This window comes from Frankia sp. Hr75.2, assembly GCF_949319125.1.
Classification (GTDB): domain Bacteria; phylum Actinomycetota; class Actinomycetes; order Frankiales; family Frankiaceae; genus Parafrankia; species Parafrankia soli.
Map to the genome: position 1 here is coordinate 79,428 of NZ_CASGGV010000354.1, position 21,844 is coordinate 101,271.

Annotated in this window: 17 protein-coding genes; 8 read left to right on the top strand and 9 right to left on the bottom strand. The window is 74.3% G+C overall.

What is annotated here, in order from left to right; genetic code table 11:
* Window positions 1-30 precede the first annotated feature (30 nt).
* Entirely contained in the window at window positions 31-2,460 is a 2,430-nt protein-coding gene (locus tag AC559T_RS35465; RefSeq protein ID WP_498871489.1) for a putative bifunctional diguanylate cyclase/phosphodiesterase, read from the bottom strand.
* A 586-nt stretch (window positions 2,461-3,046) separates the two neighbouring features.
* On the opposite strand from AC559T_RS35465, the gene AC559T_RS35470 reads away from it, so the two are divergent.
* The 4 genes from AC559T_RS35470 (at window position 3,047) to AC559T_RS35485 (ending at window position 7,967) form a co-directional block, all read left to right on the top strand.
* Entirely contained in the window at window positions 3,047-3,457 is a 411-nt protein-coding gene (locus AC559T_RS35470) for a YccF domain-containing protein (RefSeq protein WP_071064095.1), read from the top strand.
* 548 nt (window positions 3,458-4,005) lie between these two features.
* Window positions 4,006-5,397: a cystathionine beta-synthase gene (locus tag AC559T_RS35475; protein WP_071064093.1), complete on the top strand. Its 1,392-nt coding sequence runs from the start codon at window positions 4,006-4,008 to the stop codon at window positions 5,395-5,397.
* Window positions 5,398-5,490: 93 nt separating this feature from the next.
* Window positions 5,491-6,648, top strand: coding sequence for a cystathionine gamma-synthase (locus AC559T_RS35480; protein WP_112106103.1), 1,158 nt, complete (start codon window positions 5,491-5,493; stop codon window positions 6,646-6,648).
* 323 nt (window positions 6,649-6,971) lie between these two features.
* Complete coding sequence (locus AC559T_RS35485) at window positions 6,972-7,967, top strand: hypothetical protein (protein WP_368953233.1); 996 nt, start codon at window positions 6,972-6,974, stop codon at window positions 7,965-7,967.
* A gap of 551 nt (window positions 7,968-8,518) precedes the next feature.
* Here the strand turns inward: AC559T_RS35485 and AC559T_RS35490 are convergent.
* Window positions 8,519-9,235, bottom strand: coding sequence for a response regulator (locus AC559T_RS35490; protein ID WP_498871490.1), 717 nt, complete (start codon window positions 9,233-9,235; stop codon window positions 8,519-8,521).
* Window positions 9,232-10,473: a sensor histidine kinase gene (locus tag AC559T_RS35495; RefSeq protein ID WP_498871518.1), complete on the bottom strand. Its 1,242-nt coding sequence runs from the start codon at window positions 10,471-10,473 to the stop codon at window positions 9,232-9,234. Before AC559T_RS35495 ends, AC559T_RS35490 begins: the two co-directional genes overlap by 4 nt.
* Window positions 10,474-10,576: 103 nt before the next feature.
* Here AC559T_RS35495 and AC559T_RS35500 point away from each other — a divergent pair, with 103 nt between their 5' ends.
* Entirely contained in the window at window positions 10,577-11,458 is an 882-nt protein-coding gene (locus AC559T_RS35500; RefSeq protein WP_498871491.1) for a hypothetical protein, read from the top strand.
* On the opposite strand, the gene AC559T_RS35505 is transcribed toward AC559T_RS35500, so the two are convergent.
* The 3 genes from AC559T_RS35505 to AC559T_RS35515 are packed head-to-tail and all read right to left on the bottom strand — an operon-like array spanning window position 11,436 to window position 14,480.
* On the bottom strand, window positions 11,436-12,071 hold the full coding sequence (locus tag AC559T_RS35505) for a serine O-acetyltransferase (RefSeq protein ID WP_241831629.1): 636 nt from the start codon (window positions 12,069-12,071) through the stop codon (window positions 11,436-11,438). The genes AC559T_RS35500 and AC559T_RS35505 overlap by 23 nt on opposite strands.
* Window positions 12,061-12,297 carry an acyl carrier protein gene (locus AC559T_RS35510; RefSeq protein WP_020463840.1) on the bottom strand — a complete coding sequence of 79 codons (237 nt, stop codon included), beginning with the start codon at window positions 12,295-12,297 and terminating at the stop codon, window positions 12,061-12,063. Before AC559T_RS35510 ends, AC559T_RS35505 begins: the two co-directional genes overlap by 11 nt.
* Window positions 12,297-14,480: an HAD-IIIC family phosphatase gene (locus AC559T_RS35515; RefSeq protein WP_498871492.1), complete on the bottom strand. Its 2,184-nt coding sequence runs from the start codon at window positions 14,478-14,480 to the stop codon at window positions 12,297-12,299. Before AC559T_RS35515 ends, AC559T_RS35510 begins: the two co-directional genes overlap by 1 nt.
* A gap of 467 nt (window positions 14,481-14,947) precedes the next feature.
* Between AC559T_RS35515 and AC559T_RS35520 the strand changes: the two genes are divergently transcribed.
* Window positions 14,948-15,496: an NADPH-dependent FMN reductase gene (locus AC559T_RS35520; protein WP_071064167.1), complete on the top strand. Its 549-nt coding sequence runs from the start codon at window positions 14,948-14,950 to the stop codon at window positions 15,494-15,496.
* Between the two features lie 522 nt (window positions 15,497-16,018).
* Here AC559T_RS35520 and AC559T_RS35525 read toward each other — a convergent pair.
* Window positions 16,019-16,897 (bottom strand): hypothetical protein, encoded by an 879-nt coding sequence (locus AC559T_RS35525; protein WP_498871493.1) that lies wholly within the window; start codon window positions 16,895-16,897, stop codon window positions 16,019-16,021.
* A gap of 168 nt (window positions 16,898-17,065) precedes the next feature.
* On the opposite strand from AC559T_RS35525, the gene AC559T_RS35530 reads away from it, so the two are divergent.
* Both AC559T_RS35530 and AC559T_RS35535 read left to right on the top strand, forming a co-directional pair.
* On the top strand, window positions 17,066-17,926 hold the full coding sequence (locus tag AC559T_RS35530; protein ID WP_498871494.1) for a hypothetical protein: 861 nt from the start codon (window positions 17,066-17,068) through the stop codon (window positions 17,924-17,926).
* 267 nt (window positions 17,927-18,193) lie between these two features.
* Window positions 18,194-18,487, top strand: a complete 294-nt coding sequence (locus tag AC559T_RS35535; protein ID WP_071064075.1) for a hypothetical protein — start codon at window positions 18,194-18,196, stop codon at window positions 18,485-18,487.
* Window positions 18,488-18,926: 439 nt separating this feature from the next.
* Here AC559T_RS35535 and AC559T_RS35540 read toward each other — a convergent pair whose 3' ends face one another.
* Window positions 18,927-20,654 (bottom strand): acyl-CoA dehydrogenase family protein, encoded by a 1,728-nt coding sequence (locus AC559T_RS35540; RefSeq protein WP_498871495.1) that lies wholly within the window; start codon window positions 20,652-20,654, stop codon window positions 18,927-18,929.
* The gene (locus tag AC559T_RS35545) at window positions 20,651-21,421 is read right to left on the bottom strand and encodes a TetR/AcrR family transcriptional regulator (RefSeq protein WP_498871496.1); all 771 of its coding nucleotides are present in this window, start codon (window positions 21,419-21,421) and stop codon (window positions 20,651-20,653) included. The genes AC559T_RS35540 and AC559T_RS35545 overlap by 4 nt, the downstream gene beginning before the upstream one ends.
* Between the last annotated feature and the right edge of the window lie 423 nt (window positions 21,422-21,844).

Genomic DNA, 21,844 nt, shown 5'->3' on the forward strand with positions numbered 1-21,844 from the left:
GGTCACCGCGCGGGCCGGGCGGGGGCTCGGTCAGCTGGCGGCGAAGGCGCGGCTGAGCATGGTCGCGGCGAACTCGTCGGCGGGGACCGGCTCTCCGAACAGGTGGCCCTGGCCCAGGTCCGCGCCGAACGAGCGCAGCGCCGCCGCCTGCTCCGGCTCCTCGACCCCCTCGGCGGTGACCGACAGCCGCAGCCTGCGGGCGAACTCCACGATCGCCTCCACGAGGTGGTCGTCCCGGCCGGGCTCGGTGCCCCGACCGAGCTTCTCGACGAAGAGCCCGGCGAGCTTCAGCCCGCGCACCGGCATGGTCGACAGGTAGACGAAGTTCGACCACCCGGTGCCGAAGTCGTCGATGACGATGCGGACGCCCAGGTCGTTGAGCGCGTGCAGCGCGGTGACCTGGTCGCCGCCGGAGTCCATGAGCACCGTCTCGGTCAGCTCGAGCTGGAGCCGCCGCGGCGGCAGGCCCGTCCGGTCCAGCACCTTCTCGACCGCGCCGACCAGGCCCGGCTCACGGAGCTGGCGGGCGGAGAGGTTCACGCTGATGAACATGTGCGCCGGCCAGTCACGCGCGGTCTCGCAGGCCCGTTCGAGCACCCACAGCCCGAGCTGGACGATGAAGCCGGAGTCCTCCGCGAGGGCGATGAACTCACCCGGACGGGTTGGCCCGAGGCGGGGGTGGTCCCAGCGGAGCAATGCCTCGGCCCCGGCGACCGTGCCGTGCCGGAGGTCGATGATCGGCTGGTAGGCCAGCGAGAACTCGCCTCTGTCCAGGCCCGGGCGCATCGATCGGGACATCAGGCCACGTGCGGCCTCCCGGGTGCCGCGGTCGGGGTCGAAGGCCGTCCACCGGTTCTTGCCGCCGTTCTTCGCCCAGGTCAGCGCGGCGTCGGCCGCCGCGACGAGGTCGGACGGGCTGGTGTCGGCGACCGCCATCTCGACCACACCGATGCTGCACGTCGCGGGCAGGTCGCGGCCGTCGACGCGGGCGGGCTCGCGCAGCGTGTCCAGGACCCGCCGGGCGATGCCGGTCATCTCGTCGAGCCCACCGCAGTCCGGGACGAGAATCATGAACTCGTCACCGCCCATCCGGGCCACGGTGCGCTCCGCCACGGCGATCCCGCCCAGCCGGCGGGCGACCTCGGCGAGGAGCTGGTCGCCCACCTCGTAGCCGAAACCCTCATTGATCATTTTGAACCGGTCGAGGTCCAGACAGCACAGGCCGACCCGCGCGGACGGCGGCGCGTCCCGGAACACCGCCTGCAGCCGGTCGAGGAACTCGGCCCGGTTCGCGAGTCCGGTCAGCGGGTCGTGCTGGGCATGGAAGCGGAGCTCCTCCTGCAGGCGGCGGCGTTCGGTGATGTCCTCGAGCATCACGACGCCGAACCAGTCACCGGCCACTCCGGGCCAGGTGGTCGAGAGCGTCAGCGCCACCCAGGTCGGCGTCCCGTCGGGCCGCAGGATGCGGCATTCTCCGCGGGACCGGCCGCGCCGGGCCTCACGCCACAGCCAGCGCACCACCTCCCGGTCGGCCGGATGGACGATCTCGGGCAGCGGCCAGGCCAGCGGGGCGGTGTGCCCGCTGAGGCCGAGGATCTCCAGCGCGGCGTCGCTGGCCTCCACGATGCGCCCCGTCCGGTCGGCGACGAGCATGCCGAGGGCGGTGCCGCTGAGCACGGCGTGCAGCCTGGTCTGGGAGATCCGCCGCTCGCGCTCGGCGCGGGCCCGGGCGCCGAGGTCGACGCGACGCGCTGCGGCCTGGCCGTCCCGCGTGCGCTCCCGGAGGGTCTCGGTGTGGCCGCGGACGAGCTCGCCCAGCAGGTCCACGACCCGCTCCGTCGACGCGGCGGGCACCCGGCCCGGCAGCGTGTCAGCCCGTGGCGGCCTGCGCAGCAGAGCGCCCTCGCCCGACGGCCCGGCCCCGGGAGCGGCCGCGCCGCTGTTCCCCATCGCGGCGGTCGCCGTACCCGTGGGCACCCGCCCGGCGAGCCCCTTCGCGGCGGTGGCCGTGGCGGCAGGCCCCGTCGCCGCGGGCGCGCCGCCGGCGAGCCCCATCGCGGCGGTCGCCGTCGCGGCGCCCGGGTGAGCCGTGCCCGGGTGAGCCGTGCCCGCCGGGCTGGTCCCGGGGCCGTCGGCCGGGCGAGCCCAGCCGCCGGTGTGGTGGGCCAGGTGCCGGCCGAACAGCCGGACGGTCCGTCCGAGGGCCTCACCGGACGTCACGTGGCCGTGGACCAGCCGCGCGCCCACGTCATAGCCGATCTCGGGCCGGAACGGCTCGGCACTCACCGCCCGGACCAGCGCCGCCGCCAGGCGTGCCAGCCAGGCGCGGGCGTCCGCGGCGGCGAGCGGAAGGAGATCGACCGCAGTGATCTCGGCGAACCACCGGTCCACCAGGTCCGCCGTCTCGGTCTCGATCGTCACCGGATACCTCAGTCCCGCCGTGGAGTACCGCTTCCGCATTGCCGGTCATTCACCGGAACTGCTCGCTTACCTCGCGTTATCATTCGGACAAAACGGTCGGATTCCCCCAACCGCCGCAAACCGTACTCCAGTCTGCACGGCCACCGCGGTCTCCAGCCCAAGCGCGCCATGGGCACGATTGCCGTCCCGCCACCGTTTGACCACTCGAGAACCGGGCATCCACCCGTCGCCACCACGCCGGGAAAGCACCATGAGGCCGGATGCCGGCACGGGTCTCCTGTGAGGAGTACCACCCCACCGGTGGCCCGAGATTCCGGTGCCATCCAAGGAAAAGAACGAGAAGGAGACACGAAGGCGCGGCCGGGGGCGGCGACGGAGCGCCTCGCCCGAGCCGAGAAGCGCGGCGTGTGCCGTGCAGGGCCGTGGTAATGCGCCGCGGGCGCCGGACGGCCCGTCCGGGGAGGTCCGTCCGGGGCTGCATATCCGGGCCGGTCCCCAGGTGGACGATGCCGGATGTCCCGGAGCAGGCGGTGGCCCCGGAGCAGCGGACACGCGAAGCAGAAGACACCGCGAAACAGAAGACACAGGGAGCCCCTGAGCGGGCGACAGGGAGGCGACCGCGCAGATGCGCATCGTACTCAACGTGATCTGGCTGGTGCTGTGTGGAGTGTGGCTGGCGATCGGCTACGCCCTCGCCGCCCTCGTCTGTTTTCTTCTCATCATCACGATTCCGTTCGGCATCGCGTCGCTGCGCATGGCGAACTACACCCTGTGGCCGTTCGGACGCCGCGTGGTCGACAAGCCGACCGCGGGAACGGCGTCACTGATCGGCAACGTTCTGTGGATCCTGCTCGCCGGATGGTGGCTGGCGCTCGGCCATCTGACGACGGGCCTCGCGCTGTGCCTGACTGTCATCGGCATCCCGCTCGGACTGGCCAACTTCAAGCTCATCCCGGTGTCCCTGATGCCGCTCGGGAAGGACATCGTCCCGGTCGACAGCCGTGACAGCGACCCCTACCTGGCCGGATACCGGTAGGCCGGCCCGTCGGTATCCGGTAGGTCAGCTGGCCGGTCGCCGGTAGGTCGTCGGCGGGCGGTGGCGGTGTGCCGCCGAGGGCTGCCCGATGCCCGTCGGCGCGGCGTGTCTGACGACGTGTTCCGCGTCAATCGCGCCGACGCGCGGCTTCGCCCGCGCATTCCCCTTCGGTACCATCTGCGGGCTGGTGCAAGGTGCCGGGTACCAGCTCGGAATCGATCTGGGTGTATCCGAAACAACCGTCGCGGCCATCGAGGCGGGGTGGCCTGCCGTCGTTCCGATCGGCGGCTCCGCGTCCGTGCCGACAATTCCGCACATCGGCGTTCGACCTGGGCTCGGACTGGTTCGAGACCGCCGTCCACACGGCGATGCCGTCCGGGTTCGCCGTCGCGGGCGGCGTGGAACCCGTCCGGACATAGCTTGCTCCTTCGGCCCGCGCCGGCGGCATGTGCCGTGTCCGGAAGGCGGACGCGGCACACCGCCGGTAACGTCGTCGCTGGCGGCTACTGGCGGCGATCGGGGCGACATCTCCGGCGAGAGGCGGGCAGATGGACGTGTACGACCATGTCACCGACCTGGTCGGTGACACGCCCCTGGTGCGGCTGACGCCGACGATCGCCGACACGGCGACACCCGTGCTCGGCAAGCTCGAGTACCTCAACCCGGGCGGCTCGGTGAAGGACCGCATCGCCCTGTCGATGGTGGCGGCGGCCGAGCGCGACGGCCGGCTCGCCCCCGGCGGGACCATCGTCGAGCCCACCAGCGGGAACACCGGTGTCGGCCTCGCCATGGTCGCCGCGCGGCGTGGCTACCGCTGCGTCTTCACCATGCCGGACAAGATCAGCGAGGAGAAACGGGCCGTCCTGCGGGCCTACGGGTCCGAGGTGATCGTCTGCCCGACGGCCGTCGCGCCGGACGATCCCCGCTCCTACTACTCGGTCGCCCGCCGGGTGTGCAGCGAGACCCCCGGTGCCTGGAGCCCCGACCAGTACTCCAACCCCGACAACCCGGCCGCGCACGAGGCCTCCACCGGCCCGGAGATCTGGCGGGCCACCGGCGGGCGGGTGACGCACTTCGTCGCCGGCATCGGCACCGGCGGGACGATCAGCGGGACGGGCCGCCACCTCAAGGCGGTCAGCGGCGGCACCGTGCAGGTGATCGGCGCCGACCCCGAGGGCTCGGTCTACTCCGGCGGCAGCGGACGTCCCTACCTGGTCGAAGGCGTCGGCGAGGACATCTGGCCGGCGACCTACGACAAGGCCGTGGTCGACCGGGTGGAGGCCGTCAGCGACCGCGACTCGTTCCTGATGACGCGCGAGCTGGCGCGCCGGGCCGGAATCCTCGTCGGCGGCTCCTGCGGCCTGGCGGTCGTCGCCGCGCTGCGGGTCGCCCGCGAGCTCGACGCGGCCGGGACGACCGACGCCTGCGTCGTGGTCCTGCTCCCCGACTCCGGCCGCGGCTACCTGTCGAAGATCTTCAACGACGAGTGGATGTACGACAACGGCTTCCTCGACCCGCCGTCCGACGAGCCGACGGTCGCCTCGGTGCTCGCACACAAGGCCGCGCAGACGTCCGGGCCGCCGAACCTCGTCCACGTGCATCCCGACGAGACCGTCGGGGCGGCCATCTCGTACCTGCGGGAGTACGGGGTCTCGCAGATGCCGGTGGTGCGCCACGAGCCGCCGGTGCGGGCCGCGGAGGTGGCGGGCGCCGTGCTGGAGCGCGAGCTGCTCGACGCCGTCTTCGCCGACCGGGGGACGGTGGACGCGCCCGTCGCCGACCACATGTCGCCACCGCTGCCGACGGTCGGCGCCGGCGAGCCCGTCTCGGTGCTGGTGAGCGCGCTCGGCGAGAACCCGGCCGCCCTCGTCCTGGGCGAGGGGAACCCGACGGGGATCCTCACCCGGGCCGACCTGCTGGGTTTCCTCGCCGTCCGGTGAGATCCGGTGAGATCCCGCTCCGCCTCCTGAAATCGCCGCTTGTTGAAGTCGCCGCCTGTTTGAAGTCCGGGCTCGAGTGCGAGGGTTGTGGCCATGGGTGATCGGAACGCGGGATTCGAGACCGTCGCGGTGCACGCGGGCCAGGAGCCCGACCCTGCCACCGGCGCGGTCGTCGTCCCCATCCATCCCGCGTCGACGTTCGCGCAGGACGGCGTCGGCGGGCTGCGGGCCGGCTTCGAGTACGCCCGCTCGGGCAACCCGACCCGCGCCGCGCTGGAGGCCAGCCTGACCGCGCTCGAGCGCGGGGCCGCGGCGCTCGCGTTCGCCTCCGGGCTGGCCGCCTCGGACGCGCTGCTGCGGGCCGTGTGCCGTCCCGGCAGCCACGTGGTGATCCCCGGCGACGCCTACGGCGGCACGTACCGCCTGTTCGCGCGGGTGCTGGCCGAGTGGGGCGTCGAGCACACGGCGGTCGACCTGAGCGACCCGGCCGCCGCCGTGGCCGCGATCCGGCCGGGGGCGACGGCGCTGGTGTGGTGCGAGACGCCGACCAACCCGATGCTCGCGATCGCCGACATCGCCGCGCTCGCCGCCGTCGCGCACCAGGCGGGCGCGCTGCTCGTCGTCGACAACACCTTCGCCTCGCCCTACCTGTGCCAGCCGCTGACGCTCGGCGCGGACGCGGTCGTCCACTCGACCACGAAGTACCTCGGCGGGCACAGCGACGTGGTGGGCGGGGCGGTGGTGACCGCGTCGGCGGAGCTCGCCGAGCGGGTGCGGTTCGTACAGAACGCTGCCGGGGCCGTGCCGGGGCCGTTCGACGCCTGGCTGGTGCTGCGCGGGATCAGGACCCTCGCGGTGCGGATGGACCGGCACTGCGCGAACGCGCGGGAGATCGCCGCGCTGCTCGCCGGCCACACCGCCGTGTCGGCCGTCCACTACCCGGGGCTGGCGAGCCACCCCGGCCACGACGTCGCCGCCAAGCAGATGCGTGACTTCGGCGGGATGGTCTCGTTCCAGGTCCGGGCCGGCGCGGAGGCCGCCCTCGCGGTGTGCGCCGCCACCCGGCTGTTCACCCTCGCCGAGTCGCTGGGCGGGGTGGAGTCGCTGATCGAGCATCCCGCGCGGATGACGCACGCATCGGTGGCGGGCTCACCGCTCGCCGTCCCCGACGACCTCGTACGGCTCTCCGTCGGCATCGAGGCGGCCGACGACCTGGTCGCCGACCTCGAACAGGCACTCGACTCGGCCTGACGCGCGGTTTCCCGCAAACCGCCGCTTGCCGACCCGACCCGACCGACCCGACGCCAACCCGACCCCGGCCCGGCGGTTACCCACCGGGCCGGGCTCATGAGGTGTGGGCGAAGCCAAGCACATTCCGCCGTCGCACGCGCACGGACATGGCACCACATGACGAAGGTCCCGACATTGGACCGGAGTGACGACATAGAGCTTTGTGCTCGCTACCGTCAGAGTAGCTTCTAGATCGTCTCTTTCCGGAGAATAATCATGAGATTACGTCCGGATCATCCGGGCCTCCACCGCCGTAACCGGACAACGACGCTCAGGAGTGCGGGATGGACGAAGCGGCGGACCGGCGGCTGGTCGTTGCCACCTGTGCGACCACAGCCGCACTCGCGCTGGGCGGTTCGCGTCTCATGATCTCGCCGGAGGACCGTGGCCGCGACACACTCGACCGGATCGAGACGGGCCTGCGGACCATGGCCCATCGCTGGGAGACGATGGCTCCCAGCGAGCTGGTCGAACGCCTCGATCTGATCGCCCGGCACACCGAGACGATGGCGGGTAGCCGCCAGTCGGCCGCGGTGCGCCGGGACTGGCGTCGAACGCACAGCAGAGTGCTCGTGATGTCGGCGGTGGCCCAGGGCGACAACGGCATGTCCGGGCGCGCGGTCGTGTCGGCCCGCACCGCGCTCGTGCTCGCCCGGCACGTCGGTGACGCGCCGACCGCGGCACACGCGGGCGTCGTGCTCGCCGAGCTCGCCGCCTACACGTTCGACAGTGTGGACGACGGTCTCGCGCTCGCGCTCGCGGCACGGGCGACGGCACCCAGCTCCCACACCGCGGTACTCGCGATGACCACCGAGGCCAACATCCGCGCCGGGCGCGGCGAGCCGGCCGACCGGGTGATGGCGGTGCTGCGGGAGGCCGAGGATCTCGCCCGCGAGCTGACCCCGGCGACCCAGGGCTACGCCCTCGACGGCCTGCACCCCGGCTACCTGCCGACGTTCGGCGGCGCCGCACTGATCGGCGCGGGAGCCCTCGACGAGGGACGTCAGCGACTGGCGACGGCGGCCGCCCTGTTCGACCGCTCACGCGCGCCCGGAGCGCTCGCCGCGGTGCGGCTCTACCAGGCGTCCGCCGCGGTGCACGCCGACGCGCTGGACGAGGCGCAGACCCTGGCGACCCGGGCGCTGGCGACCTCCGCGGTACGTCCCACGGCCTGGCTGACGAACGGGATCATGTCGCTCGCCGACCGGGCGCGGCGCCGCGGCGCCGACTGGACAGGGCTGGTCAACCAGGCGCGGGAATGGGCACCGGCGGCGGTGTGAGACCGCCACGGGGCAGTGGCGGCGCGCGGTGTCCGCACGGCGCGCGCGTTCCCGCGCGACGCGGACGTCGGCGCGGATGTGACGGCGCGGACCAACCAGGCGACAGCGGCCGCGACCACAGCGACCGCGATGACGACAACCAGCACAGCAAGCACCGCGGTGAACGGCGAACCGGTCAGGACATCGGCCAGCCAGGATCCCCGCGATCCGGAAGTTCCGGGGACGGAGTGTCCATTCATGCGAATGGGCGGGGGCGTCGGAACCGGCACCGCAGCCGGTGCGGAAGGCGGGCCAGCGGAAATCTGCGACAGCGAACTCAAAGACACGGCCGGGACGGTAGCGGATGCCCGACCAGCAGCTTCAGGTGACTTGATCATGTCCATAAAAGTGCAGTGGCGATCACTCAGCTTATTTTCCGCGCAGCCCCGCCTATTACCTTGATAAGTAATATGTACAACCCGTAACACCATGGTCGCACTAAAGGGCTAGTCCGTGGGCTGACTGTATCGAGTATAAACCGCCGCTGTCAGCACCGGACGCACACCATTCGCTCATCTGCTCAGGTTTCGCACACCCCGCGCGGGGCCGGATCCGCCCGAGCCCGGCGAGCGCAGCCCCACGTCGTGCGCCAACACGATCGCCCCGGCCCGGTCCCGCACCTCGAGCTTGCCGAAGATGCTGCCGACGTGCGCCTTGACCGTCCGCTCGCTGACCCGCAGCTCGATCGCTATCTCCCGGTTACTGGCCCCGCGCGCCATCGCCCGCAGCACCTGCAGCTCCCGCTCGGAGAGGCGCTCGAACCGGCGCCGGACCGCGAGATCGGCCACGGCCCCGGTGCGCAGCGCGCCGAGCAGACGTCCGCTCGCCGACGGGTCGATCCACGAGCCTCCCTCGGCGACCAGCCTGATCGCGCGCACGATGTCCTCGGCTGGCCGGTCCTTGAGGATGAAGCCCGCCGCCCCGGCCGCCATGGCGCCCCAGACGACGTCGTCGTCGCTGAACGTGGTGAGCACCAGGGCCGGCGGGTGCTCCCCCAGCCGGGCCAGGGCGCGCAGGGCGTCCACCCCGTCCATCCGGGCCATGCGGATGTCGAGCAGGATGACGTCCGGGCGGACCGCACGCACCGCCGCGACGACCTCGTCGCCGTCCGAGCGCTCGGCGACGATCTCGATACCCGGCTCCCCGCTCAGGACGAGCGCGATGCCCGCGCGGACGAGCTGCTGGTCGTCGACGAGCAGCACCCGCAGCGCGGGCCCGGCGGCGCTCACCGGGGGCCACCCCCGACCGGGCCGACGGCCACCGTGGGGATCGTCGCCGTGACCTCCCAGCCGCCGTCCCGGGGTCCCGCGACGACCGACCCACCGAGCGCGTGGACCCGCTCCGCCATCCCGGCCAGGCCCATCCCGCCGCCCGGCCGCGGACCCCTTGCCGCGGGCAGGACGCCGTCACCCGGACCGGGCCGCGCGTTGCGGACGGTGACCCGGACCGAGTCGGCGAGCATCTCGACGGTGATCCACGTCGCCGTGCCGCCGGCGTGGTGCAGCACGTTGGCCAGCGCCTCCCGGACCGTCCGGAACAGCACCGAGCCCGCGGCCTGGTCGAGCCCGCCGAGCCCGCCGGTCACGGTGAGCTCGACCGCGAGCCCGCTGCGCCGGTAGCCGTCGACCAGCGCGGCCAGGTCGTGCGCGTCCGGCAGCGGCCCGCCCGAATCCCGGTCGGCGCGCAGGGAGCCGCCGGTGGCGGGTGTGTCCCCGCCGCCGAGCAGCCCGACGGCCCGGCGGATTCCCGCCAGGCTGTCCCGTCCGACCTGCTCGGCCCGGGCCAGCGCCTCGTCGGCCAGCGCGGGGTCGCGTCGCATCGTGCGCCGGGCCCCGGTGATGTTGAGCAGCGCGACGGCGAGCGAATGCGCCACCAGGTCGTGGACGTCCTGGGCGATACGCCGGCGCTCGTCCGTCGCCGCGGCAGCGACCAGCCGGTGCTGGGCCCGGGCCAGCTCGCCGGCGAGCACCGTCGTCCGGCGCAGCACCACCCCGGTCGCCGTCGCGTACAGGGCGGCGGCGCCCCAGACGATCGAGCCGGAGGAGAGGTAGCCGTCGTGCGGCGCCGCCGGCCGACGGCTGAAGTCCACGTACGACAGGGCCGAGACGGCCGCAATCATGAACAGGTTCAGCGGGGCGGATGCCGAGCGCAACGCCACCCAGGCCGCGAGGGCCACCGCGACGAGGATGGCGGTCTTCGGCGCGTCCAGCAGGATCAGCGCGGTGACCATCGCCAGGCCCAACGGCCCGGCCACCACGGGCGGCACCCGCAGGCCGCACGCTTCGGCGGCCGGCGGCGCGACCGCGAGCGCGATCAGCAACAGCGGCCACGGCTCCAGGCCCACGAGCACCGCCGAGATCAGCGCGGCGACCGCGGTCAGGCCGTAGACCGCATGGTCGGCGAGGCGCACCATCCCGGCGACCGGGTCGGTGCCGGCCTCGCCGGCCGTCACGCGCCCGGCATCCATGCCCACGAGATCCACCGTACGAGCCGCCGGCGCGCGCCGCCTCGTACCCGGGACGGCCCGCGGCCCGATGTGCCCGCCTGTCCCCGATGGCCTACTCGGTGTCATGCATCCCCTCGACGCGGGTGGCGCACCGCCGCGACCCACGACATCGGCGGCGGACGGCGGCTCCGGGCACGAGAGCGGCCTCGCGCTACATCGGATCGTCCTGTGGGGGGACTCGCTCGCCTGGGAGGCGCGGAACTCGTTCTCCCAGGAAATGCGACAGGCCGGCGCAAATGTCATGACCAGGACTTTTGGTGGGACGGCCCCCTGCGACTGGCTGGGTGACATCACCGCCCAGCTCCGGTCGTGGCGGCCGACGGGCGCCGTGCTGGCCTTCTCGGGGAACACCGTCTCGGCCTGCATGCGCGGCCGGGACGTGCTGACCGCCTACCGGGCCGACGTCGCCGCGGCGGTCGACGCGTTGACCGCCGCCGGGGTGGACGTCCACCTCGTCGACGCGCCCGCCCGGCCGGACCAGCCGGTCAACGCGGACGGCATGACCCCGCTGGCCGGGCTGTGGCGGGAGCTCGCCGCGCACCGGGACGGCGGCGTGGCGCACCGGGACGGCGGCGTGGCGGTCGTGCCCGCCGCGCTCGCAGTGACCGCGGGCGGCCACTGGGCCCGGTACCTGCCCTGCGCCCCCGGCGAGCCCTGCGAGTCCCGGCGGCCGGGACTGCCCGCCGGGCCCGCCGGACCACCCGCGCCGGGCTCGGGAGCGGCTGTCGCGACCGATGCGACGGGCGGGCGCGCCGAGGCCGCTAAGGTGGCCCGCGGCGCGACGGCGACCGCGGGCCCGGGGTGGGTGATGGTCCGGGGGCCGGACGGCGTGCACTTCTGCCCGGTGGACACCGCCCCGATGCAGCCGTGCCCGGTGCGTTCCGCGGGTGCCGAGCGCTACGGCGCGGCGATGGCCGCACCCTTCACCCGGCGGGCGGGCGCATGATCCTCGCGGGGGCGGCGAAGACGGTGGCACCCGCCGGGACGTCGGTCGTGACGATCGAGCCAGGTCCGATCTTCACGTCGTCCCCGATCGTGATCGGCCCGATCAGGTGCGCGCCCGGCGCGATGTCGACTCGGGCGCCGATCTTCGGGACGGCATCGGGCGGGGCGTCCGTCGAGGCGTACCCGATCGTGACGCCGTGCCGGATGATCGTGTCGTCGCCGATCACGCAGTAGCGCGGGATCATGACCGCCTGGTGATGCCCGATCAGGACGCGACGTCCGATGCTGGCGTCGACGGAGATCTCGGTGCCCTGGAGGTTGCGGATGACGATGTTGTTCACGGCCTTGAAGGCGATCGTGCCGAACCTGCCGACCAGCCCGCCGCGCTCGCGGCACCACCGGCCGAACCGGTGGACGGCGAGCGCCTGGTAGCCCGGGTGCAGCCGCGACCCGTAGTGGACGTCCCTGTCCTCGCGCAACTGCGCCCGCAGCGAGAGCGGCGCGCCCCGCGACCCGGCCACGGCGGCCCGCGCCGCCGCGGGCTCCTTCGCGATGGGCTCCCCCGCAACGCGCTCTGGCACGACGGGCTCGGCTGTGCGGGGCTCAGCCGACATCGCTGAGCTCCTCGATACACACGCGCAGCTCACCGACGTTCGCGAACGAACCGAGGCGCTCGTCGGGGATCTGCACCGCGAACTCGTTCTCCACCGCGTAGATCAGGTTGATGTACGCCAGGGAGTCCCAGCCGGGCACGTCCGCCGCCGTGGTGGCGTCCGTGACGACCAGGTCGTCGTCGCTGAAGATCTCCCGGAAGACCTGGGCGAGGCGCTCCTGCACCATCAGCCGGCCACCTCCTCCATCGTCCGCGCGGATGCGCTCGCGACGGCGGCCCCACCCGCGCGAGCGTCGACGACCCGGATGAGCCCGGGCCGGTTCAGGGCGCTCGCGACCGGCAGCACCCAGCGGGTGGCCCCCGCGCCGGTGCCATCGGCGGGAGCCACACCGGGGCCACCGGCCGGGGCTGCGCGGCCGGCGTCGGCGGGAGCCGCGGGGTCCGGCCGGAAGCCCAGCCGCGGGTACAGGTCGGCCACCAGCGCGTTCTTCGCGGTCGGCAGGTAGTGCCCCCGCACGGAGGAACAGCCCAGCCGCCGGGCCTCCGCCACGGTCAGCCCGGCGATCTCGTCCTCCAGCGTCCGGCCGATGACCCGGCAGCTCATCAGCCAGGTGTCGACGTCGAGGACGGCCCCGCCGGGCTCGGCGGCGCGCCGGGCGATGACGACCGCGACGAGGCCGTGGTCGGCGAACCGGTCGGCCAGCCGGACGCAGATCACCGCGGTGGACGGGTCCGCGGCCAGCTCGGCGACCTCGGCCTCCCCGCGGCGCCGGGTGGTCAGGTTGAACTGGTTGGTCTTCCCGATGAGCTGGACGACCCGGGGCAGCGTCAGCTCGTCGAGGGGTACGACGGTCGCGACCATCTCCAGTCCGCGGTGGAACTCCTCCAGCGAGGTCGCGGACGCGGCGAGCTCCGCCGCCCGGGCCCGCGCCCGGTACTGCTCCGTGCGGGCGGTGTCCTCGGTGGTCAGGGCGGCCGGTTCGAAGAACGGGTAGTCGGCGACCGCGCGCACGTAGCCGTGCGGGTCCCGCGGCAGGGCGATGACGTCCACCTCGGGCACGAGCTGGCGGACCACCTCGCGCTCGGCCGGGTTGTCGTCGACGAAGACCAGGGAGTCCAGACCGATCCCGAGGGTGCTCGCGATGCGCCGGATCTGGGTCGGCTTGTCCTCCCAGGAGGCGCTGAACATGGCGATGTCGTCCAGCCGCAGCCGCATCGCCGGGTGCCGCTCGAACGCCTCGCGCGCGTCCGCCTCGTTGTTCTTCGAGCAGACGGCGAGGATCACGCCGCGGGCACGGAGCCGGCCGATGTACTCCTGGAACGTGGAGAAAGCCTCGCCGACCGGCCCGTCCCCGAGCGCGATGCCGGCGAGGCCCTCCTCCCCGAGCACCCCGCCCCACAGCGTGTTGTCGAGGTCGAGCACCAGGCATTTACGGCTGGTGCCCAGCTGCGCGCCGAGCACCGCCGCGGTGTGACGGGCCAGCGTGGGCACGTGCGCGAGCGAGACGGCCTGCTTCGCGCGGTGCCAGTAGCGGGGGTCGAACCAGGATCGTTTGCCGACCGTGGCGGCCAGCCGCTCACAGTCGACGAAGGCGACCTGACCGCCCGCCGCCGCGCGACCGAGCGCCGCGTTGACCGCGGCGAGCATCGACGACCGCGACCCGGGGGTGCGCAGAGCCAGGTGCCCGAGCGCCTCGGTGTCCGGGACGACGAAGGTGTGCTGGATGACCCGGGCCCCCAGCCGGGCGGTGATGATCTCCCACAGCGACGTCCACCGGCCGACCTCGGTGGCGACCGCGCGCTCGGGATCCTCGGCGAGGGCTGGCAGGGCTGCCTCGCCTTCGTGGACCGCGAGGATCACGACGTCCGGCCCGAAGCGGTACAGGCCGCTGCCCGGGTCGAGCACCTCCTGCCGGTACTGGCCGTACCCGCACTCGTACACCTCGACGGCCACCCCGGCGCGCGCGGCTGCGAGCGGCAGGAGCGCCGCGAGCTGGGCGGTCGTGTAGCTGCCGAGCAGGGCGACCCGCGCCGAGCGCGCCGCGTGGCCCGCGACGGGCGGCGGCACGACCGCCCCTCCCGCAGCGGCGGCCACGGCCGCCCGGGCTGGCACAGCCACTCCGGCCGACGCAGCCGCCCCGGCCGACGTAGCCGCCCCGGGTGACACGACTGACGCGGCCGCCCCGGCCGAGACGCGGCGCAGGACGCCGGCGGCAGCCGTCCAGCAGGTCAGGTCGCCTCCGGCGTCGGTCGTGGCCAGCGCCCAGCGCATGGCGGCGGCCGGATCGCCCGCCTTCTCGTAGGCGAGCGCGAGATCACGACAGAGCCCGGCAGGCGGCACCTCGGCCGCGGCTGCGGCGGCCGTCAGCTCGGCGAGCCGGTGCCGGCCCGTCCCCACGGGATCAGCCATTGATCGAATTCCTCCCCCAGGCGCCGCGCTCCGGACGCCCCCGTCCTCGAGATGCACGCACTTCAACCCTACCCTTACGTAAGGGTCTCCGGATATGCGCGGAGCGCCTCCCGGTACGACCGGGAGGCCACTGGTCGACCACGTCGACACGAATCGAACTCTTCTCGCGACTTTAGGTCGCACAGACGAGTCGTCCACAAAGCTTCCACATCACTCTGTCACCTCAGGAGACCGACTCGAACGCTCCCGGCGACTTTGGTGTGTTCGCTTCGTGGCCCCCGGGCCGGAACCGGCCAGCCCCAGGAGCCGGAGCCGGTCTCCCGGCAGTTCGCGATCAACGGTGCCGACAAGTGGCACGGGCTAGGCTGGGAGCCGGGTAGCAGCCGCGCGCCGGTGCTCGACGGGGCCCGCTCGTGACTCTCGACGGGGCGCTCTCGTGGGCGGAGTGCACACAGAAGGGCAACGCCATGGCGCAGTGCCGCATCCTGAGCGTCGTCGGCAACCCGAAGCCGAACTCGCGCACGCGGGCCGTCGCCGAGGCGGTCGCGGCCCAGGTCGTGCGCGCCCTTCCGGCCGACACCGAGGCGGTGGCCGAGGTGATCGAGGTCAGCGAGCTCGGGCCGGGGCTCCTCGGCTGGGGTGACCCGGCGGTGAAGGCGGCCGTCACGTCGATGAAGGCGGCGGACGTCCTGGTCGTCGCGACGCCCACGTACAAGGCCACCTACACCGGGCTGCTCAAGCTGCTGCTGGACCAGATCGGCCAGGGCGAGCTCGCCGGGGTGCCGACGATCCCCGTGCTGGTCGCGGCCGCGCCCGAGCACGCGCTGGCGGTCGAGGTGCACCTACGACCGGTACTGGTCGAGATCGGCGCGTCCTGCCCGACCCGCGGGGTGTTCGTCCTCGACTCCGCCCTGGCCGACCTGCCCGCCCAGCTCGACGCGTGGGCCACGGGCAACATCGCGGCCGTCACCGCGCTCGTCGCGGCCCGCCGCACCGCGCCACAACCGCTCGGCTGATCCGGCCGGCCGAGCAACCACCCGCGCAGAACACCAGGATCGACCGAGGTTGGCGGCGACCACGGCCGGCGGGTGTTCCGGTTCCGCGGAACACCATGATCAACTGCGGCCGGTGGTGGCCGCGTCATCGACGGGCGGCGTGCGCAGGAGCACCGGGGACCCCTGAGACGGCCGGAAGCGATACATAATTCCCGCCGACCAGATCCACATGCACAGTGCCGAGCAACCGCGGCGGTTGAGTGACAGCCAGGACTCACCCACCCGCCACGCATCACCGGGCGACGGTCCCTGATGCATAAATTCCGTACCCGTAACGCGCCCCGGCCCCGTGTCCGCGCCGCCCGAGCCTGCCCCGGCACCGTGCCTGCGCCACCCAGGACGGGATGGAACACGGCGAGAGCTGGCCGTTACGCCGAGCTGCTTCCGGCTCTCGGCTACTTCCGACTCGGGACCAGTACCAGGGCGGCGGGAACGCCAGGAGCGCGGCGCGCCCGGCGCGACGGCTGTCAGACGCAGCGGCTGTCAGACGCAGCGACTTGCCAGGCCCGAGAAGATGTCGCCGACCCAGACCTCCGGCAGGCCGTCGGGCGGGCGTGGGCCGGCCGGGCCGCATGCCTCGTCCGTGCCAGGCGCTGGATGGCCGTGTGCCGGCACCGACCCCGGCGGCGGCGTCGGGGGCTGCTGACCAGCGCCGGAGCCCGGCCCCTGGCCGGACGGGATCCGGTTGTCGGCACCGGGAACGTCCGGGTCAGGCTGCGGCCCGGGCATGGCCGGCGGCGCCGGAGAGGCCGGCTGGACAGGAGAGGCCGGCGGGGCCGGCGCGGTCACCGGGCCGGTCGGCGACGGCGCGGTGCTCGGCGAGGCGGTCGGGGTCGGCCCGGCGCCCGGCCCGGCGGTCGGCGTCGCACCGCCCGGCGGGCCGGTCGGGCTCGCGGACGCCTGGCCGCCGCCTGGTTGCGCCCACGGATCGCCGCCGCCATCACCGACGCCGGGGCCGGGGCCGACCGAGGTCCGGTCCGGCCACGGAGAGGCACCGCCGAGACCGGCCCTGTAGCCATCTCCGGGAGCGGGCATGGCGGGAGCGGGAAACTGCCGGGGGGCCGCCCGCGGCAGGCCGGTCGCGGAGTCGCCGCGCTGCAGACCCGCCGGTATCTGTCCGCTCTGGTGGCCATCGCCGTCCGACTGCCGCGCGATGATCGTCGCGTCCCGGTCGCCGCCGGACGGAGCCATCGCGCCGAAGGCGGCCACGGCGGCTGTGAAGCCGACCGCCGTTACCAGGCCGGCCCCGGGCCGACTTTCGATCATTGCCCAGGCCACCCGCCCGCGCAGCAGGCCGGTGATGCCGACCAGGAGGACGGCCATGGCGACGGTGGCGACCGATCCGGCGAGAAGCACGATCACGGCCGCCTCCGCGGCGCCGCGGTTGCCCGCATCCGTCCCCCAGCCTCGCCGGTGCAGTGTCCGCGGGAACCTATCTCACCCAGAGTAAGAACTTCGACACTTTGAGGAGCGTGTCGGTGTGGGACGAACCCGACTCACCCTGGAATAGCCGGCTCACCGGGAATGGCGGTGACTCACCTGGAATGGCTCTGCCGCGGCGGTCGGGCCGCGGGCCGTGCCGCCGGCCCGGGCTTGGACGCCGCCGAGGCGACCCTCGGGTGCGCCTGCGAGCTCTGGACCCGCCGGTCACCGCCCCGTTGGTCACCGCTCCGCGGGTGGGCCGCCGCGTCGTGCGGGCGCGACTGGGTGCCTCGCGCCCGGCGGTCGGTGCTCGGCGGGCACACCGGCGGCCGGGCGGCGGTGGTGGCCCGCGGCGCGACCCGCCCGGCCGTGGGCCGGCCCGCGGTGTGCCGACCCGGCGCGGGGCGCGTCGACGAGGGCTTCGAGGAGGCCGTCGAGAGGGCCGGCGCGGCGGGCGCGCTCAGCCGCCCCTGCGAACCCGCCGGAGCGGATGCGTGTGTGCCGCCTGCCGGCGCCGCGCCGGCACCGCCGGTACGGGCGGGACCGATCGCTCCGACGGGCACCGCGGTCGCGGCGCCATGCGGCCGGGACGGCGCCGCCGGGCCCGACCGCGCCGGCCCCGGAGCGGTCGGCGCCGCGGGCGAGTACCTGGGCCGGGTCGTCCCGGACGCCGGACCCGGCACCGGACCGGGCCGGGGCCGCGCGGTGTGGACCGGCCCAGACCGCGTCGGCGTCGACGCGGTCTGGGCCGGAGCCGTCCGAGGCGGCGCGGTCTGGGCCGGGACGGCCGTCTCGTACGGGCTGGAGGGCCGGTACGGCCTGGTCGGGCTCGGCGACGGCCGCACCGTCATCGTCGGCCCCGCCGTCGGCCGGCCGGTTGTCGACCTGCCGGTGGTCGGCTTCGGTGTCGGCCTGGAGGTCGGCTTCGCCGTCGGCTGGGCCGTGGACCGCGGCCCGGCGGGCGCGTGACCGGTGCCGGTGCTGGCGGGCGGCGTCCGGCGGGGACCGGCGGGCGTGGTCGGACTGGGACTCGGCGTGCGGCTGGTGCTGGGCGACGGCGACCGGCTCGGCCCGCCGCTCCCCGTCGCCGGCACGCCCGGGCGGCCCGGCACGGTGGTGGGCTGATCCCACCCCGTCGGCCAGGACGGCCCGGACGACCCGCCCTGGGTCGGCACCGGCGGCACGGACGTGGTGCGCGGCCCGCCGGAGCCGGATGCGCCACCGGCGCCGCCCCGCGTGGCCGGCACGGGCCAGCCGGAACCGGAACCCGACCCGGCGCCGGTGGCCGTGGCCGTCTCGGCGTCCGGATCGGGGCCGGCCGCGACCGGGCGCGAGCCGGCCGTGGCCGGTGACGGCGCGGGGTCGGGCTCCTTGACGACGAGGCCGGAGGCCTCGGGCACGTCCGGGCTGGCCGGCGGTGCGGTCGCGGCCGAGTCGGCCGGGCCGGAGAGGCGCACCGCGACCGCGCTCAGCGCGAGAACCACGGTGACGCCGGCCGCGGTGACGATTCCGGCCCGACGGCGGTCGTAGATCCAGGCCCATTCGGCCACTCCTCGGACGAGCCCGAAGAGGCCTGCGACGACCACCAGGGACGCCACAGCGAGAAAGAAGACGATCATCACACCCCCGGAGGCAGGCGACACGGGCCCAGCCCAGGAGGTGGCCCGTCACCTTCCGTTACGCGAACACTACAGTGCGTTTCCAGTAGCGCGAGTCTCGGACCGCTACAAACTGTCCAGAGTCAGGATAGAACGGGACGTACCGCCCAGAGTCACATCCGACGTTTGTCACACCCTCCAGACACACTCTCCGCACACGTCTGATCGCTTACGCACGGCCACGCGATCAGGCTCCCGGCCCGGACGGCCGGCCTGGCCGGCCCCGGTCGCGGCCTCGGCCGCCCGCGTCAAGCCGGGAGGCAGGCCCGCGACCTCGTATGTCAGGCGATGCCAGCCGACATCAGCCGACGTCAGGCGGTGGCGGGCGGGATCCGGCGCAGGATGCCCTCGAGGTCGAGCCCGGGTGGGAGGGTCCCGAAGGCCAGGCCCGCGTCCCCGCCCAACCGGGCCGCGCAGAACGCGTCGGACACCGCGGCGGGCGCGTGCCGCACCAGCAGCGAGCCCTGCAGCACGAGCGCCATCCGCTCGACGAGCCGGCGCGCGACCAGCTCGATCACCGGCGCCCCGCCAGCCCCACCCGCGCCCGCCGCCCTACTCGTGCCGGCCGCGCCGCCGGTGCCGGTGCCGGTGCCGGTGAGCAGGTCGTCCAGCTCAGCTCGGAGCCGGCGCCACGCCGTGTCGAGCCGGCGGTCGCCACCGGCGGCCGCGTCGACCTCGGCGCCGTAGGCGGCCAGGCTCGCGGGCTCGCGGCCGAGGGCCCGCACGACGTCCAGCGCGTTGACGTTGCCGGAGCCCTCCCAGATGCCGTTGAGCGGGGCCTCGCGATAGAGCCGCGGCAGGCCCGACTCCTCCACGTACCCGTTGCCGCCGAGGCATTCGAGCGCCTCGGCGACCATGGCCGGCTGGCGCTTGCACACCCAGTACTTGGCGAGGCCGGTCGCGAGACGACGGAAGGCACGCTCGCCCTCGTCGCCGTGCTCGGCGCGGTCCACCGCGCCGGCCACGCGCATCACGAGCGCGACCGCCGCCTCCGACTCCACCGCGAGATCGGCCAGCACGTTGCGCATCAGCGGCTTGTCTATGAGCAGCGAGCCGAACGCCGAGCGGTGGCGGGTGTGATGCGTCGCCGCGACGAGCGCCGCGCGCATCCCGGAGGCCGCGCCGACAGCGGAGTCCAGCCTGGTGAGCGCGACCATCTCAATGATGGCGCGCACCCCGCGGCCCTCCGTTCCGACCAGGTGGCCCAGCGTCCGGTCGAACTCCGGCTCGGCGCTGGCGTTGCTGCGGTTGCCGAGCTTGTCCTTGAGCCGCTGGATGAGGAAGGGGTTGCGACCGCCGTCCGGCAGCACCCGCGGGACGAGCAGGCACGACAGGCCGCCCGGCGCCTGCGCCAGCACCAGGAACACGTCGTTCATCGGGGCACTGGTGAACCACTTGTGCCCGCGCAGCAGGTACGAGCCGTCCCCGGCCGGGACGGCGGTGGTCTCGTTGGCGCGGACGTCCGAGCCGCCCTGCTTCTCGGTCATCCCCATGCCGGCGAGCAGGCCGCGCTTGGACAGCGGCGGGCGCAGGCCCGGGTCGTAGACGGTGCTGGTCAGGCCGGGCAGATAGGCCGCGGCCAGGTCGGGGGCGGCCCGCAGCGCCGGTGTGACGGCGTAGGTCATCGACACCGGGCACAGATGGCCCTGCTCGACCTGCCCCCAGACGAGGAACCCGGCCGCGCGGGCCACGTGCGCGCCCGGCCGGTCGGCGGCCCACGGCGCTCCCGCCAGCCCGGCGCCCACGGCCACGCGGAGCAGCTCGTGCCAGGCCGGATGGAAGTCGACCTCGTCGACGCGGTTCCCGTACCGGTCGTGCGTGCGCAGGACGGGCGGGCACCGGTTGGCCTCGTCACCCCATCGCTGCGCCTCGGCCGTGCCGGCGAGCCGGCCGAGACGGTGCAGGTCGTCCGCGTGACCGGCGGCGCCCTCGCGGGCCAGCGCCTCCAGCAGTGCGGGATCCTCGGCGACGTCGTGGCCGACCAGCGGCGGTGGTTGGTTGGTGACGCGATGCGTCGGGCCACCGCCGTCCGCCGTCATCCGGTGCCACCGGGCGGACGGCCCGCCGGCGCCGGGACCTGCCCGGCCACGGGGACAGGACCGGCCGAGGAGGACGGCCAGCCGCGTTCCACCGGGCACGCGCCGACACACCGCAACGCCATCGCCACCACCTCCCGGACCACCCGCTCGGCCTCGCGGCCGCCGCGGGGAAGCTCCTCGGTCATCGAGACCGGGCCGACGAGCACCTCGCCGATCGCGCCGGTGAGCGCCGCCGCCGCGACCATCGGGTCCTGTGCCGGCAGCGACCCCGCCTCGACGCCCTCGCGGACCAGAGCCGCGAACACGTCCCGGTACCGGCGGCGGAAGTCCAGGCGCTCGGCCTCCACCGCCGGGTCCGACGGTGCCACGAGCAGCGCGTAGGCGAGGCCGCGACGCGCCAGCGCCCGCCGGGTGAACAGAGCGACCGCCTGGACGAGTCGGTCGACGGGATCGCCCCCGGCCGCAGGCGCCTCGGCGGCACCCGGGGCCGTGGCATCAGGCACAGCGGCGGTCGACACAGCGGCCAGGGCGGAGATCAGGGTTGCCTCGCGGTCGGCCGCCCGCCGGAAGACCTCGACTACCAGCGCCGACTTGGACGGGAAGTGCTGGTAGACCGAGCCGACCGACATGTCCGCGGCGGCGGCGACCGCGGTGACCGACGCGCCGGCCCACCCGGCGTCCGCCACCAGGTCGGTGGCCGCGACGATCAGTCGCTCACGTGCGGCGGCCAACCGGTCGTCGACTGCGGTGGTGCGACGGTAGGGCACAGAAGGAGTGAATCACCGTTCGCGCCTTCAGGCCACGGCGCGGCGCCGATTCGGCCCCTACGGACCAACCCGATCAGGCCGGTCACGCCGATCTCCTGGTCAGGCCGATCAGGCCGAGGCGGCCCGGCGGGCGACCGCCCCACGACCGGACGACGCGGGAAACATCAACCGACGGCACGCAAACAGAAAAAGTGCCCGGGAAAATCCCAGCGGCATTGAAGCCGGTAGAAGCCACGGACTTCCGGCGGCACGCCGGCACACCAGCGCATGCTGACTGGCAAACCGAACGCCGACCGGATACGCACAGATGTCACCGGCGCCCGCCTGCCGGCATCTCACACCCAATGCCGCCACGCGCGGGCACCATCGCCGCCGCGCCACCGCCACGGCCGCCGATATGCGGCCGCGGGATGCGTGCGCTCG

What these genes read in the sequence shown, in the direction of transcription:
- AC559T_RS35465 (WP_498871489.1), bottom strand. Translation starts at nt 2,460, where the DNA reads ATGCGGAAGCGGTACTCCACGGCGGGACTGAGGTATCCGGTGACGATC.
- AC559T_RS35470 (WP_071064095.1), top strand. Translation starts at nt 3,047, where the DNA reads ATGCGCATCGTACTCAACGTGATCTGGCTGGTGCTGTGTGGAGTGTGG.
- AC559T_RS35475 (WP_071064093.1), top strand. Translation starts at nt 4,006, where the DNA reads ATGGACGTGTACGACCATGTCACCGACCTGGTCGGTGACACGCCCCTG.
- AC559T_RS35480 (WP_112106103.1), top strand. Translation starts at nt 5,491, where the DNA reads ATGGGTGATCGGAACGCGGGATTCGAGACCGTCGCGGTGCACGCGGGC.
- AC559T_RS35485 (WP_368953233.1), top strand. Translation starts at nt 6,972, where the DNA reads ATGGACGAAGCGGCGGACCGGCGGCTGGTCGTTGCCACCTGTGCGACC.
- AC559T_RS35495 (WP_498871518.1), bottom strand. Translation starts at nt 10,473, where the DNA reads ATGGATGCCGGGCGCGTGACGGCCGGCGAGGCCGGCACCGACCCGGTC.
- AC559T_RS35500 (WP_498871491.1), top strand. Translation starts at nt 10,577, where the DNA reads ATGCATCCCCTCGACGCGGGTGGCGCACCGCCGCGACCCACGACATCG.
- AC559T_RS35505 (WP_241831629.1), bottom strand. Translation starts at nt 12,071, where the DNA reads ATGTCGGCTGAGCCCCGCACAGCCGAGCCCGTCGTGCCAGAGCGCGTT.
- AC559T_RS35510 (WP_020463840.1), bottom strand. Translation starts at nt 12,297, where the DNA reads ATGGTGCAGGAGCGCCTCGCCCAGGTCTTCCGGGAGATCTTCAGCGAC.
- AC559T_RS35515 (WP_498871492.1), bottom strand. Translation starts at nt 14,480, where the DNA reads ATGGCTGATCCCGTGGGGACGGGCCGGCACCGGCTCGCCGAGCTGACG.
- AC559T_RS35520 (WP_071064167.1), top strand. Translation starts at nt 14,948, where the DNA reads ATGGCGCAGTGCCGCATCCTGAGCGTCGTCGGCAACCCGAAGCCGAAC.
- AC559T_RS35540 (WP_498871495.1), bottom strand. Translation starts at nt 20,654, where the DNA reads ATGACGGCGGACGGCGGTGGCCCGACGCATCGCGTCACCAACCAACCA.